This is a genomic window from Aquitalea sp. FG25, from assembly GCF_057809375.1.
The window spans coordinates 36,060-49,242 of the sequence record NZ_JBMDJV010000021.1 but is presented as its reverse complement, the minus strand read 5'-3'; the positions used below and the strand labels follow the sequence as shown (position 1 = coordinate 49,242).

The following is a 13,183-nucleotide window of genomic DNA, read 5'->3' as shown; positions in this document are numbered from 1 at the left end:
ACAATGCGTCGCTGCCCCTGTCGTTTGACGCGCCACCCAACGGACGTCCCTACCATGTTTGAAAAAATCCTGATTGCAAACCGCGGCGAAATCGCCCTGCGCATCCAGCGTGCCTGCCGCGAAATGGGCATCAAGACCGTGGTCGTGCATTCCGAAGCCGACCGTGAAGCCAAATACGTCAAGCTGGCCGACGAATCGGTCTGCATTGGCCCTGCTCCGTCGGTCAAGAGCTACCTGAACGTACCGGCGCTGATTGCCGCTGCCGAAGTGACCGATGCTCAGGCCATCCACCCGGGTTACGGTTTTCTGTCGGAAAATGCTGACTTCGCCGAGCGCGTGGAACAGTCCGGCTTTGTCTTCATTGGCCCGCGCCCGGACACCATCCGCCTGATGGGCGACAAGGTATCCGCCAAGGACGCCATGATTGCTGCCGGTGTACCCTGCGTACCCGGTTCCGCCGGTGCGCTGCCGGATGATCCGGCCGAAATCGTCAAGATTGCCAAGAAGATTGGCTTCCCGGTCATCATCAAGGCTGCTGGCGGTGGCGGTGGTCGCGGCATGCGCGTGGTACATACCGAAGGCGCACTGATCAATTCGGTACAGATGACCCGTACCGAAGCTGGTGCAGCATTTGGCAACCCGACTGTCTACATGGAGAAATACCTGCAGCAGCCGCGCCATATCGAAATCCAGATCCTGGCCGACGAATACGGCAATGCCATCTATCTGGGCGAGCGTGATTGCTCCATGCAGCGTCGTCACCAGAAAATCATTGAAGAAGCACCGGCACCGGGCATTACCGACGAGCAGCGTCAGCGCATTGGCACTGCCTGCGCCGAAGCGTGCAGCCGCATTGGCTACCGTGGGGCCGGTACTTTTGAATTCCTGTTCGAAAACGGCGAGTTCTACTTCATCGAAATGAACACCCGTGTACAAGTTGAACACCCGGTGACGGAAATGATCACCGGCGTGGACATCGTGCAGGAACAAATCCGCATTGCTGCCGGCGAAAAGCTGCGCTACAAGCAAAGCGACATCGTGCTGCGTGGCCATGCCATGGAATGCCGTATCAATGCCGAAGATCCTTTCACCTTCGTTCCCTCCCCGGGCAAGATTGAAAGCTATCACCCGGCAGGCGGTCCTGGCATCCGTATCGATTCGCACATCTATCAGGGCTATACCGTGCCGTCGCATTACGATTCCATGGTAGGCAAGCTGATTTCCTACGGTGACACCCGCGATCAGGCCATGGCCCGCATGCGCGTGGCCCTGTCGGAAATCTCCATTTCGGGCATCAAGACCAATATCCCGCTGCATCAGGAATTGTTCATGGATGCCGCCTTCCAGCGTGGCAGCACCAGCATTCACTACCTGGAAGAACGCCTGTCGCAGATGAAAAAGGGAGACGCATAATGGCCTGGCTGCAAGCCACCATCGATACCGATTCGGCGGTGGCCGAACGCCTGGCCGATGCCCTGATGGACGCCGGTGCGCTGTCTACCGCCATTGAAGATGCGCTGGCCGGCACCGAGCTGGAACAGCCCATCTTTGGCGAGCCCGGCATGCCGGTGGACCAATTGTGGAACCATAGCCGCATCATCACCCTGTTTGCCGAAGATGCCGACGTGGCCCTGCTGATTGCCGCTGCCTGCAATGCCTGCAAGCTGGGCATGCCGGCCTACAAGACCGAGCGCGTAGAAGAGCAGGACTGGGTGCGACTTACCCAATCCCAGTTCGACCCTATCCGCATCTCGGACCGGCTGTGGATCACCCCGACCTGGCACGATGCTCCGGCCCCCGATGCGGTCAACCTGCAACTTGATCCGGGCCTGGCATTCGGCACCGGCAGCCATCCCACCACGCGGCTGTGCCTGCAGTGGCTGGATGCGCATATTGCCGGCGGCGAAAGCGTGCTCGACTACGGCTGCGGCTCCGGCATTCTGGCCATTGCCGCGCTCAAGCTGGGTGCAGGCAGTGCCGTGGGGGTGGATATTGATGCACAGGCCGTGCGCTCCAGCCGCGACAATGCCGACCAGAACAACGTGACCGCCACTTTCTGCCTGCCGGACGCCAATCCGGCTGCCCAGTACGACGTGGTATTGGCCAACATCCTGGCCAACCCCTTGCGCATGCTGGGCCAGCTGCTGGCCAGCCATGTCAAAACCGGTGGTAAGATCGTGCTATCCGGCATTCTTGCCGAACAAGCCGACGAACTGTCTGCGATCTACGCGCAGTGGTTTACCATGGACACTCCGGTGTTTGATGAAGGCTGGACCCGACTGACAGGAACCCGACGCCCAAGCGTATGAGCTATACGACACAGTGCCCCAGTTGCCAGACCCGTTTCAAGGTTAACGACAAGCAGCTATCTGCCGCCAACGGACTTGTCCGCTGCGGGCGCTGTTCGCATGTTTTCAACGCCACCGAGCATTTTGTCAGCCCGGAAGCCATTACGCCGCCGCCAATCCCGGCTCCGGCTCCGGCTGCTATTGCGCAGCCCGCACCCCCTCCGGCCCCGGCCAGTCCGCCACCGGCCGCCGACCCGATGGACGATTTCGAGCTGGAACTGCCGGATTTCGATCCCCACATAGCAGCCAGCGAGAGCCCCGCCGACAGTTTCAGCCTGGATATCGCGACACCCGATATCACACCAGAAACCACTGCGACAGATACCAGCAGCGAAGCGGAAGAATTCCAGCGCGCACTGGCTGAAGCATTGAAAACGCGTAACAGCACGCCACCGGCAACCGCTGCCTATGGCAATGCACTGGATGAAAACGAAGAAGCCCCGGATCTGCCCGATGTCTTCGGCAAACCGCGCCGCACCGCTGAAACTGCTGATCGTGACGAAGTCACCCCAGCCCCAGCCGCGCCGGAAGCCATCTTTACCCGGCCGCAACCACCAGCGGAGCAGATTGCGCCTGAGTTTTCTGTAGACACTGCCGATCAGGAAGCCAAGCCACGCAAACCCTTGCTGACCGTGATCATGGCCTTGCTGGCCATCATCGCCGGCATAGTGCTGGCTGGTCAGCTCGTCTATTTGAACCGCACACGCATTGCAGCTGAAGTACCGGAATCCCGTCCGGCACTGGAAGCTTTCTGCGGTATTGTCGGTTGCAAGGTTCCCTGGCCCAGCGATATCAGCCAGGTTCGCACCGAATGGTCCGAGCTGGCCTTCGTCCCCGAACATGCCAATCTGATCCAGCTATCCGCCACCCTGAAGAACCATGCCGCTTTCGCGCAGAGCTACCCGATGCTGGAAGTCTCGCTGAAGGATGCCGATGACCAGGTGCTGATCCGCAAGGTGTTTTCACCCAAGGAATACCTGAAGGCCGATGACCTCAAATTGCAGCGTTTCAATGCCAACAGCGAGGTGAAGATCACCATGCGGCTGGACATCGGCAAAGTGCGCGCCATGGGCTACAGCCTGTACTGGTTCTATCCCTAACCAACCCGGCGTGAAAAAAGCGGCCTTAGCCGCTTTTTTTGCGCCCTTGATCAAGAAATCCCGGATTCTGCCTTGTATTTACCCACATGCTGTCCACCATGAAAGGATAAGGAGGCAGCATGAACGATTTCACATTGCTCTATGGTGATGACACCATCCCGGTTGCAGGCACATTCCCTCAGACCGGACAACACCTGCCCAGCTTCATGCTGGTGGACGATCACAAACGCGACGTGGCACTGGAGGCTTTTGGTGGTAATCCGAAAGTCATCATTACCTTGCTATCGGTTGACGAGAACGAGCACGGCGGCATGGCACTGCTACAGGACACCCGGCGTTTTCTGGAGGCCTGGCCGGAACTGTCGGTGATTGTCATCAGCGTGGACTCCCCATCCTCCCTGCTGCGCTGCCGACACGAACACGGTCTGCCCGGGGTAACCTTGCTCTCCACGTTGCGTGGCCGGGATTTCCACAAACAGTATGGCGTTCTGGCCATGGGCTATCCGCTAAGCGGCTATACCGTACCGTCCATCCTGATTGCCGATGGCGATAACCTCATTCATTATGCTGAACGCCTGCACAACAGCAGCGGGCGCTTCAACCAGCACGCGATTAGCGCATTGCTGGCTGCGGAAAGTGCGCCGGATACCACGCCAGCCACGCCGGATGATTGACGCGATTGCCTAGCAGTTGAGATTTACATCATACCGGGGCTGCAATGACCAATTGCAGCCCCGGAAGTTTCCTTAAATTAAACACTATAAGTAAACAAATGATTAAATAAAGTGATATTTATTGAAAAATAAATGGTCAATATACTGAACCCAAGCTGTAGAACACAGCAGTCCCCACACTCAGTAAGGAATACAGTATGAAAACCCTGACCATTGCCCTGATTAGCCTGATCACCAGCACCGCAGCATTTGCCCATGATGTAGACAACAACCCGCCGGCAGCTGCCACAGTCAACGCCTGGCAGGCCGAGCAACAAGCCATCAAGAATGACTTTGCCAAGCTGCCGGCTGCCGAACAGCAGCGCATCCAGAAAATCAATGCCTACTGGGATGCACAGAGCCTGCGTGAAAACCAGCGCACGCACTGATCCTGTACGGGACAGACCGCTAGCAACAACTGGCGGCATGAAAAAAGCCTCCAAGTGGAGGCTTTTTTCCGTGATGGCGGCACCGCATCATTCAAGCACGCCACCACCTTCGGATTTGGGTGCTCGACTGAGCAGGCCCTCCACCACGCGGTGGGGTTCATTTCCTTGGTACAGCAGCCCGCATACCGCAGCGGTAATGGGCATTTCCACCTCCAGCCGCTCCGCCATGGTTAATACCTCGCGGGCAGTGCTTACCCCCTCGGCAACATGGCCCAGCTCAGCCAGGATGACATCCAGTGTTTTGCCTTCGGCCAGCTTCAGGCCCACCTGACGGTTACGCGACAGGGCGCCGGTGCAGGTCAGGATCAGGTCTCCCATACCGGCCAGGCCCATCATGGTGTGCTGGCTGGCACCCAGCGCGCTGGCCAGGCGGGTGATTTCCGCCAGACCACGGGTAATCAACGCAGCCCGGGCATTCATACCAAAGCCCAGGCCATCGGCCACGCCGGTGGCAATGGCCATGACATTCTTGACGGCGCCACCGACTTCCACGCCCACCAGGTCATCATTGGCATACAGGCGCAGCAAGGGGCTGTGCAGTTCGCGCGCGATACGGCGGGCAAACTCGCCATCATCGGCCGCAATGGTAACGGCAGCGGGCAGGCCTTCAGCCACCTCGCGGGCAAAACTTGGGCCGGAAAGCACGCCGCAGGGATGGTCGACCGGCAGTTCCTCGGCCACCACCTGGTGTGGCAGCAGGCTGGAACCGGCTTCAAAGCCCTTGCAGGCCCACAGGATGGGCGGCAACTCCGAAGACAGCGCCGTCAGCGCCCGCAGTGTAGGGCGCAGGCCTGCGATGGGCGTGACGATAAGAATCAGTTCAGCACCCTGAATGGCACGTGGCAATTCTGCTGTCAGGGTGATGGAATCGGGAAAGGGGCAATCCGGCAAATAGCGACGGTTTACCCGTTCGGCAGCCAGCTCGGCCATCTGTGCGGCATCCCTGCCCCACAAGCTGACAGCATGATGGCGGGCAAAGGCCAACGCCAGCGCACTACCCCAGGCACCGCTCCCCAGTATGGCCAGTTTCATGGTTTACAAACCCCACAGGTCGCTGATGCGGGCATAGCCAGCACTGCCGTCGCGATGTTTGATCCGCACCCAGCCGTCTTTTGGCGCTTCCAGCCATTGCAGCACGCCGTCGCGAGCCACCGAGAATAGCGGCTTGCCATCAGCGGACGGGCTGTCGCGCACCACGGCTTGATCGGCAGTTACCAGCAGCCAGCGCTGGCCGGAAAGTGCCGCCAGCGGAATCCAGGCGATAGCGCCGGTGGCGTCGCGCACACGCGACCACTCCTTCTGGCTGGACAGCACTTCAACCGGGTAATAACGGCTGACGACGAACAGCTTTTTGGCACTCAGCGCGGGCGCCTCGTACAGCGCCACGCCGGTTTCCTTGACCGAACGGAACTCCAGTGCCTGTGCCGGCAGGGACATCAACCCGGCCAGTATGGCGGTGACAGTGACGAGGCGGCGCAGCATCAGGCGTTGCCGGCTTCGGCTTGCTGGGCACGCTGCTGCATGTACAGCGCCTCAAAGTTGATCGGCGACAGCAGTACCGGCGGGAAGCCAGCGCGGTTCACCAGATTGGAAACGGTTTCGCGGGCATACGGGAACAGAATGTTCGGGCAGGCAACGCCCAGAATGGGTTCGATATCGTCAGTCGGTACGTTTTCGATGCGGAAGATGCCGGCTTCGGTTACTTCGCACAGGAACATGGTTTTTTCCGGCAGCTTGGCGGTAACGGTTACGGTGAGGGCAACTTCGAAGAAACCGTCGTCAATCTGCTTGCCTTCGCTGGCCAGCTGCATGTCGATTTCCGGCTGGGCGGCTTCCAGATAAACCTGGGGAGCATTCGGCACTTCCAGGGACAGATCTTTTACATAGATTTTTTCGATGGAAAATACCGGTTGCAGCTCTTGTTGTTCGCTCATGTCTTGTCTCGCACTTGGCCGTCAGACAACGGCCGGTTGGTCAGGAAATCAAGCACGCATCATCGCATGAAAGCACGGCGTGCTGCCAGTGGGGGGCAAGCGGATTAACCGCCTTGCCGGACGGGGCTTGATGCCGGTCAATCGGCCAGCAGCACTTCCAGCTTGCCGGCTTGGTTTAGCGCCACCAGATCGTCGCAACCACCCACATGGGTGTCGCCGATATAAATTTGCGGCACGGTGCGGCGGCCGGTGCTGCTCATCATCCGGTCGCGGGCTTCCGGGTCCAGATCGATGCGGACTTCCTCGATATCGCTCACGCCCTTGCTGGCCAGCAATTGCTTGGCGCGGATGCAGTAAGGGCAGACTGCCGTGGTGTACATGGTGACGTGTTTCATGAAAAGCCTGTTGATGCGTGGTGGGTTCAGGGTTGCATTATAGCGTCTGGCACTGGTAGCGCGCTGACCTCTGGCGCACTGCGGTCAAAGCGGTGGATGAGATCGGCAACAATGCCGTCCAGCGCCGGCCCCATCGCGAGTGCGCGCGGGCTGTTGACGATGGCCACAATGGCCAGGCGACGGCCATCGGCAGCCTGCCAGTAGCCTGCCAGTGCCTTCACATCCTTCAGCGTGCCGGTTTTCATGCGCAAACGCGGGCCGGTACTGGCAAAGCGGCGCTTGAGCGTGCCGTCTTCGCTGGCCAGTGGCAGGGTGGCCAGCAACTCGTTGCCATAGGGACCACGGGCGGCGTTAAGCAATACCTGTCCGAGCAAGCGGGCAGATACCCGTTCGCGCCGGGACAGTCCGCAGCCGTTTTCCAGCACCAGCGCTTCGTCGGAGATATGCTGCTCGGCCAGCAGGCGGCGCACTGCATGCTGCGCATCAGCCGGGGTATCGCCACTGCTGCCATCTTCCCGCCCCAGGGTCAGGTATACCGTGCGGGCCATGGTGTTGTTGCTGTACTTGTTGATGTCATTGAGCGCCACGGTCAGCGGTTCTGACTGGTATTGCGCCAGCGTACGCGCACCGGCGGGTGCGCTGCCAAGCGCCATGCCCTGCGGGCCGCTGCCACCCAGCTCAGCCCACAGCGCAGCGAAGCTTTGCGCGGCAAAATCGTTCTGCTCCAGCACGTTTACATAAGCCTGGCTGCCATCACAGGCGGCGGGCAACTTGCCACTGACTTCAACCTGGCTGCCCTGCTGGCCGATGCGTACCCACTGGCGTACATCCGGGCAGGCTGCCGTCGCGCTGCCGCCATTCTCCAGCCGGGCTTGCAGATGAACCCCAGCCAGGGGGGGATCCAGCACCACGCGCGGCCCGTTGTCATCATTGAAAAAGCGTAGCCAGGCCACTTTCAGGCCGGTAAGGTGGGTATCAGGCTCCACGGTAAAAGATTTGCCTTCATCGCCGCCAAAATGATCCGCCGTGCCGATGCTGCTGAAACCGCTCTTGTCCAGCAGCAGGCGGCCGGTAATCTGCCGTATGCCGCGCAGACGCAAGTCATGCAGCAGGGTTTGCAGATTGGCCATGCCAAAACGCGGGTCTCCAGCCCCTACCCATACCAGATCGCCCTTGAGGACGCCGTTTTCCACCGGGGCAGCCGATACCAGCCGGGTCGTCCAGCGATAGCCCGGTTTGAGCCGATTAAGTGCAGTCCAGCTGGTGATCAGTTTCATGGTGGAAGCGGGGTTGACTGCAGCATCCGCGCGCAGGCTGGCCAGCTCGCTGCCGCCCTCCACCGCTGCGGCCCAGATGGCCACTTCGTCCGGCCGCAAGCCATGCAGATCCAGCGCCAGAACAGGAAGGGAAACCACACTCAGACAACAGGCAATCCATGCAGCAACAGACTTCATTACATCTCCTGGGGGTCAACATCCAGCGACCAGCGTAATCCACGCCCATGCTGGCGGGCTTCCGCATCCAGCAAGGGGGGTAATTGATCAAGAAAGCGGTGCAGCACCTGACGGTTTGGCGATTCCAACACCAGCTGTGCGCGTTCACGGTTGGCCAGTCGCACCATCAGGGCCGGGGCTGGTCCTGAAATCAACACACCAGCGGCCAGTTGCTGTACCTGGCTGCGCACCTGCGTGAGAAAGGCAGTGGCCTGCGCCAGTTCGCTGGCATCGGCCCGCAGCAGGGCCTGATGAACCGACGGGGGGAAGGCCGCCATACGGCGCTCCTGCAGCAAACTGGCAGCAAAGCCGTCAAAATTATGCGCCACCAGTGCCTGATACAGCGGATGATCCGCCCATTGCGTCTGCACCAGCACCTCACCCGGTGCATCGGCCCGGCCTGCACGTCCGGCTACCTGGTTGAGCTGGGCGAACAAGCGCTCGGAAGCGCGAAAATCGGCGGAATACAAACCGCCATCGGAATTCAGCACCGTCACCAGCGACAGGGTGCCAAAGTCGTGGCCCTTGGCCAGCATCTGGGTGCCGACCAGCATGTCGACCTCTCCGGCATGCACCTTGCGATAGATTTCATCCCATGCTTGCTTGCGCTGGGTGGTATCGCGGTCGATACGCAGGATGCGCGCACTGGGAAACAGCCGGCCCAGTGCCGATTCCAACCGCTGCGTGCCCTCGCCCAGCGGCTTGATGTCCGGTGCGCCGCAATCGGGGCAGGCATGCGGCACGGGTTGTTCCCAACCGCAATGGTGGCAGCGCAGTTTGCGCTCCAGCAGGTGCAACACCAGCCGGGTGGAGCAGCGCGGACAGCCGCTGGTCCAGCCACAATCGGTACAGGCCAGCACCGGGGCGAAACCACGACGATTGATGAACACCAGGCTCATCTCCCGGCGTTCCAGTCGAGCCGACAGGGCCTTGATCACCGGCTCGGACAAGCCTTCGGTCAGTTTGGCGCGACGGGTATCAACCAGCCGCACCGTGGGCAGGCGTGCCGCGCCATGCGCACGCTGGCTTAGCTTGAGCTGGCGATAGCGTCCGGCTTCCACATTGGCCACGGTTTCCAGACTGGGCGTGGCACTGCCCAGGATGATGGGAATCCCTGCCTGCCGTGCACGCCAGATGGCCAGATCACGGGCGTGGTAGCGCAAGCCATCCTGCTGCTTGAACGAGCCGTCATGCTCCTCGTCCACCACAATCAACCCCAGCCGTGGCATGGGCGTAAACACCGATAACCGGGTACCGATGACAATATCCGCCCGGCCCTGCCAGGCATCCAGCCAGTTGCGCAGGCGCTCGCCATCGGCTAGCTGGCTGTGCTGCACGGCAATCCGGGTAGCGGGAAAGCGCTGGATAAAGCGTTCCACCAACTGCGGGGTAAGGTTGATTTCCGGCACCAGCACCAGCACCTGCTGGCGGGCAGCCAGACTTTGCGCAATACGCTGCAGATAGACTTCGGTTTTGCCGCTGCCGGTAATGCCATGCAAAAGCCAGCTCTGGAAACAAGATGGCTGGACAGTAAGTGCAGTCAGTGCAGCCTGTTGTTCCTCATTCAGTGCGGGTGCCGCACCAAGCTGCAAGGGCTGGATTTCCGGGCTCACCCGTCGGATACGCTCTTCCGCCAGCCAGTCGGCCAGAATCTTGCCCGCCTGCGGTGTGACTTGCCGCGCCTGCGCCTGTGTCAGCGGCCCATCGCCCAATGCCTGCCACAAGGCCAGCCGGGCGCGCTGCCGGGCAGGCGGCGGCTCGGCCTCACCAAACGCGGTCAGGGCAAAGGGGCGTTCATCGACAGCCACGATATCGCGTGCGTCCCGCAAGCCGGTAGGCAGTGCGGTAAACAGGGTTTGTCCCAGCGGAAAGTGATAGTAGGCCGCAGCAAATTCCACCATGGCCAGAAAATCTGCCGGCAAGGGCGGCAGACTATCAAAAACCTGTGCCACTTGTTTGAGCTGTGCGTCCGACAAACCCTCTGGGGGTATGCCAGTGACAACCACGCCACACAGCTGCCGATTGCCAAAGGGAACCGCCACCCGTGAACCGGGTATGACATCAAAATGAGACAGGTAGGTAAATGCGCCAAACAGGGGCAGATCGACCACCACCTGAACTCTCTGAGAACCCACGGTAAATATTCCCTTTACACCAAACCCAATTCTGACAAGGCTTTGCGCCACCTATGCACAGAAGCTGTGGATATCTTTGTGCACAACTTGCCATCCCGGCATGGAAAGGCCATTAAATCAGCATTTCCATTAGATTGCACAAAAATTAATCAGAATTATTTTTCCTTTAATTTCAACAAGTTACCATCAATGCACTAATTTTGCCCACTGGGCTTGACAAGCAGAAGATGAGGAGGTTCCCAGTGTGAATAACTCTGAGAACACCAGTCACTACTGCTGTCAACACCCACTTTGACAGTAGGGTGCATTTCTTTGGCCACTCCTGCAGAAGCACGCCCATGGCAGCACAATACCCCACCCCATCGTTCAGGGAATTCTGGGAAAAATCAGACTGCAACGGTAAATAAATTTGAAATAAGACAGGAAAGCGCTGTTTTAATGTTGCAAATGACAAACAGACCGGGCGATGTCCACCCGGTCTGCCTGATTGACTTACTGATGATACTGACGGGACAGACGGTGTACAGCTTCAACCAGTGCGGCGGCGTGGGCCGGATCGGCATGCTGGGAAATACCATGGCCCAGATTGAAGACATGCCCGGATCCCTTGCCATAGGCAGCCAGGATGCGACCGGCCTCGGCTTCGATGGCGGCCGGGGAGCCAAACAATGCGTTCGGGTCGAAATTGCCTTGCAGGGCCACTTGCTCACCCACACGGGCACGGGCCAGGCCAATATCTGTGGTCCAGTCCAGCCCCACACAATCAGCCCCGATGGCAGCGATGTCTTCCAGCCACTGCCCACCATTCTTGGTGAACACGATGACTGGCACGCGGCGGCCGTCGGCTTCGCGCTTGAGGCCAGCCACGATACGCTGCATATAGGCCAGTGAGAATTCCTGGTAGGCCGCATGGCTGAGCGCACCGCCCCAGGTATCGAAGATCTGCACCGCTTGGGCACCGGCATCGATCTGCGCATTCAGGTAGTCGGTTACGGTCTGGGCATTGACCGCCAGAATGTGGTGCAGCAATTCAGGGCGGCTGTACAGCATGGCCTTGACGTGGCGGAAGTCATCCGAGCCGCCACCTTCGATCATGTAGCAGGCCAGGGTGAACGGGCTGCCGGAAAAGCCGATCAACGGTACGCGGCCATCCAGCGCCTTGCGGATGCTGGATACGGCATCGAATACGTATTGCAGTTTGTCCAGCGCCGGTACGCTGAGGGCGCGGATGGCAGCTTCATCACGTAGCGGACGTTCAAACTTGGGGCCTTCCCCCTCGGCAAAGTACAGGCCCAGGCCCATGGCGTCCGGCACGGTGAGGATGTCGGAAAACAGGATGGCGGCATCCAGCGGAAAACGCTCCAGCGGCTGCAGGGTGACTTCAGTGGCAAAGTCAGGGCTGGTGCACAGGCCCATGAAGCTGCCGGCACGCGCACGGGTGGCACGGTATTCCGGCAGATAGCGACCGGCCTGGCGCATCATCCAGATGGGGGTGTATTCAACCGGCTCCTTCAGGAGCGCACGCAGGAAGGTGTCATTCTTGAGCTGGGTCATGTCGGTATCGGCTTGCTAGCCTGGGATAATGAAAGTCAGCCGGCATTATACCCATCCCTGCCTTGCGCAGGGGTATTACCGGCAGACTGGTTGCCGGCAACGCTCGCCATTGTCCGGCACACAGCTGCCGGACAAAACCACCATCCCAGGATAAGCCTGCTGCCGCAAAATGCTGTGGCAGTGTCTGCCAGCCCAGCTGGGGCCAGCGCTGGTGCACGCCACGCAGATGGCTGTTGAGCAGGCACAGGCCAAGCCAGCGCGGCACCGCCAGATTGGCCGCCTGTTGCGCACAACCCAGCGGCTGTCCGGCAAAGCAGACATGGTCGGTCAGTGAAATCAGCATGGCGCGCAGCCACAAGGCCAGCCACAACATCCAGTGGTGCTGGCCGTACACCAGCAAGGACAAACCGGGCAGCAGACAGGCCAGCAGGGCATCCATCCGCGCCAATTGCAATTGACCGCTGGCCTGCATGCGGCGACACAAACGTGGCCACAACGGAACCCGCCGTGCCAGCCAGTGCCAACGGGCGGCAGACGGGTAACACAGCAATAGCAGGCTACCCGCCCAGGCCAGCAGATATGCCCCGCCACACAGGCGCAGGCACAGCAGCAACTGTCGGCGGCGCACAGGCTCCACGCCTGGCTCATACACCTCCACCCGGCACTGCGCAGTACGGCTGTAACGGTGATGCAGCTGATGCGCCTGGCGCCAGACATCAAAGGGCAAGCCCAGGCTGATAGCCAGCAGACGACCAGCCAGGCGGTTATAGCGCCGTGTGGGCAGCAAGCGGCCATGGGCCGCTTCGTGCAATAGCTGCCAACGCAGCGGAATGAGCAACAGCGCGGCCAGCAGCAACAGGCCATAAGCCGGGTGCAGCCAGGCCATGGCCAGCGGCACTGCCACCAGCTCCACCAGCCACAGCCGCATGGCCAGCAGCAACAGCAACAGATTCATGCGCAAGGGAATACGGGGAATGGGCATCAGCGCTCCGGCAACCGGGTTCGCACCCAGTCTGCGGCTTTTGCATGAAACGCAGATGACGTCGCCAGTCAACCCCGCCC

Annotated in this window: 13 protein-coding genes; 5 read left to right on the top strand and 8 right to left on the bottom strand. The window is 60.3% G+C overall.

Features of this window, described 5'->3' with window-relative positions; all coding sequences use genetic code 11:
* Positions 1-54 precede the first annotated feature (54 nt).
* The 5 genes from accC (at position 55) to ACODR9_RS17675 (ending at position 4,550) form a co-directional block, all read left to right on the top strand.
* Positions 55-1,413, top strand: a complete 1,359-nt coding sequence (accC, locus tag ACODR9_RS17695) for an acetyl-CoA carboxylase biotin carboxylase subunit (protein ID WP_488810822.1) — start codon at positions 55-57, stop codon at positions 1,411-1,413.
* On the top strand, positions 1,413-2,309 hold the full coding sequence (gene prmA / locus ACODR9_RS17690) for a 50S ribosomal protein L11 methyltransferase (RefSeq protein WP_287880763.1): 897 nt from the start codon (positions 1,413-1,415) through the stop codon (positions 2,307-2,309). The genes accC and prmA overlap by 1 nt, the downstream gene beginning before the upstream one ends.
* Positions 2,306-3,448: a DUF3426 domain-containing protein gene (locus tag ACODR9_RS17685; RefSeq protein ID WP_488810820.1), complete on the top strand. Its 1,143-nt coding sequence runs from the start codon at positions 2,306-2,308 to the stop codon at positions 3,446-3,448. The genes prmA and ACODR9_RS17685 overlap by 4 nt, the downstream gene beginning before the upstream one ends.
* 119 nt (positions 3,449-3,567) lie before the next feature.
* Entirely contained in the window at positions 3,568-4,122 is a 555-nt protein-coding gene (locus tag ACODR9_RS17680; protein ID WP_488810818.1) for a thioredoxin domain-containing protein, read from the top strand.
* Between the two features lie 197 nt (positions 4,123-4,319).
* Complete coding sequence (locus ACODR9_RS17675; RefSeq protein ID WP_488810816.1) at positions 4,320-4,550, top strand: hypothetical protein; 231 nt, start codon at positions 4,320-4,322, stop codon at positions 4,548-4,550.
* An 87-nt stretch (positions 4,551-4,637) separates the two neighbouring features.
* On the opposite strand, the gene ACODR9_RS17670 is transcribed toward ACODR9_RS17675, so the two are convergent.
* From ACODR9_RS17670 to ACODR9_RS17635, 8 genes are all read right to left on the bottom strand, one after another.
* Positions 4,638-5,642, bottom strand: a complete 1,005-nt coding sequence (locus tag ACODR9_RS17670) for an NAD(P)H-dependent glycerol-3-phosphate dehydrogenase (protein WP_488810814.1) — start codon at positions 5,640-5,642, stop codon at positions 4,638-4,640.
* 3 nt (positions 5,643-5,645) lie between these two features.
* Positions 5,646-6,092 carry an SH3 domain-containing protein gene (locus ACODR9_RS17665; protein ID WP_488810813.1) on the bottom strand — a complete coding sequence of 149 codons (447 nt, stop codon included), beginning with the start codon at positions 6,090-6,092 and terminating at the stop codon, positions 5,646-5,648.
* Positions 6,092-6,544, bottom strand: coding sequence for a protein-export chaperone SecB (gene secB, locus ACODR9_RS17660; RefSeq protein ID WP_488810811.1), 453 nt, complete (start codon positions 6,542-6,544; stop codon positions 6,092-6,094). The genes ACODR9_RS17665 and secB overlap by 1 nt, the downstream gene beginning before the upstream one ends.
* A gap of 137 nt (positions 6,545-6,681) precedes the next feature.
* Complete coding sequence (gene grxC, locus ACODR9_RS17655; RefSeq protein WP_488810809.1) at positions 6,682-6,939, bottom strand: glutaredoxin 3; 258 nt, start codon at positions 6,937-6,939, stop codon at positions 6,682-6,684.
* Positions 6,940-6,965: 26 nt separating this feature from the next.
* The gene (gene dacB, locus ACODR9_RS17650) at positions 6,966-8,393 is read right to left on the bottom strand and encodes a D-alanyl-D-alanine carboxypeptidase/D-alanyl-D-alanine endopeptidase (protein WP_488810807.1); all 1,428 of its coding nucleotides are present in this window, start codon (positions 8,391-8,393) and stop codon (positions 6,966-6,968) included.
* Positions 8,393-10,567: a primosomal protein N' gene (locus ACODR9_RS17645; RefSeq protein WP_488810805.1), complete on the bottom strand. Its 2,175-nt coding sequence runs from the start codon at positions 10,565-10,567 to the stop codon at positions 8,393-8,395. The genes dacB and ACODR9_RS17645 overlap by 1 nt, the downstream gene beginning before the upstream one ends.
* A gap of 492 nt (positions 10,568-11,059) precedes the next feature.
* Positions 11,060-12,121 (bottom strand): uroporphyrinogen decarboxylase, encoded by a 1,062-nt coding sequence (hemE, locus tag ACODR9_RS17640; RefSeq protein WP_488810803.1) that lies wholly within the window; start codon positions 12,119-12,121, stop codon positions 11,060-11,062.
* Complete coding sequence (locus tag ACODR9_RS17635; protein WP_488810801.1) at positions 12,102-13,103, bottom strand: fatty acid desaturase; 1,002 nt, start codon at positions 13,101-13,103, stop codon at positions 12,102-12,104. Before ACODR9_RS17635 ends, hemE begins: the two co-directional genes overlap by 20 nt.
* Positions 13,104-13,183: the final 80 nt, after the last annotated feature.

Coding starts and splice junctions, on each gene's coding strand:
- secB (WP_488810811.1), bottom strand. CDS start 6,544: ATGAGCGAACAACAAGAGCTGCAACCGGTATTTTCCATCGAAAAAATC.
- prmA (WP_287880763.1), top strand. CDS start 1,413: ATGGCCTGGCTGCAAGCCACCATCGATACCGATTCGGCGGTGGCCGAA.
- grxC (WP_488810809.1), bottom strand. CDS start 6,939: ATGAAACACGTCACCATGTACACCACGGCAGTCTGCCCTTACTGCATC.
- ACODR9_RS17685 (WP_488810820.1), top strand. CDS start 2,306: ATGAGCTATACGACACAGTGCCCCAGTTGCCAGACCCGTTTCAAGGTT.
- ACODR9_RS17680 (WP_488810818.1), top strand. CDS start 3,568: ATGAACGATTTCACATTGCTCTATGGTGATGACACCATCCCGGTTGCA.
- dacB (WP_488810807.1), bottom strand. CDS start 8,393: ATGAAGTCTGTTGCTGCATGGATTGCCTGTTGTCTGAGTGTGGTTTCC.
- ACODR9_RS17635 (WP_488810801.1), bottom strand. CDS start 13,103: ATGCCCATTCCCCGTATTCCCTTGCGCATGAATCTGTTGCTGTTGCTG.
- accC (WP_488810822.1), top strand. CDS start 55: ATGTTTGAAAAAATCCTGATTGCAAACCGCGGCGAAATCGCCCTGCGC.
- ACODR9_RS17675 (WP_488810816.1), top strand. CDS start 4,320: ATGAAAACCCTGACCATTGCCCTGATTAGCCTGATCACCAGCACCGCA.
- hemE (WP_488810803.1), bottom strand. CDS start 12,121: ATGACCCAGCTCAAGAATGACACCTTCCTGCGTGCGCTCCTGAAGGAG.
- ACODR9_RS17670 (WP_488810814.1), bottom strand. CDS start 5,642: ATGAAACTGGCCATACTGGGGAGCGGTGCCTGGGGTAGTGCGCTGGCG.
- ACODR9_RS17665 (WP_488810813.1), bottom strand. CDS start 6,092: ATGCTGCGCCGCCTCGTCACTGTCACCGCCATACTGGCCGGGTTGATG.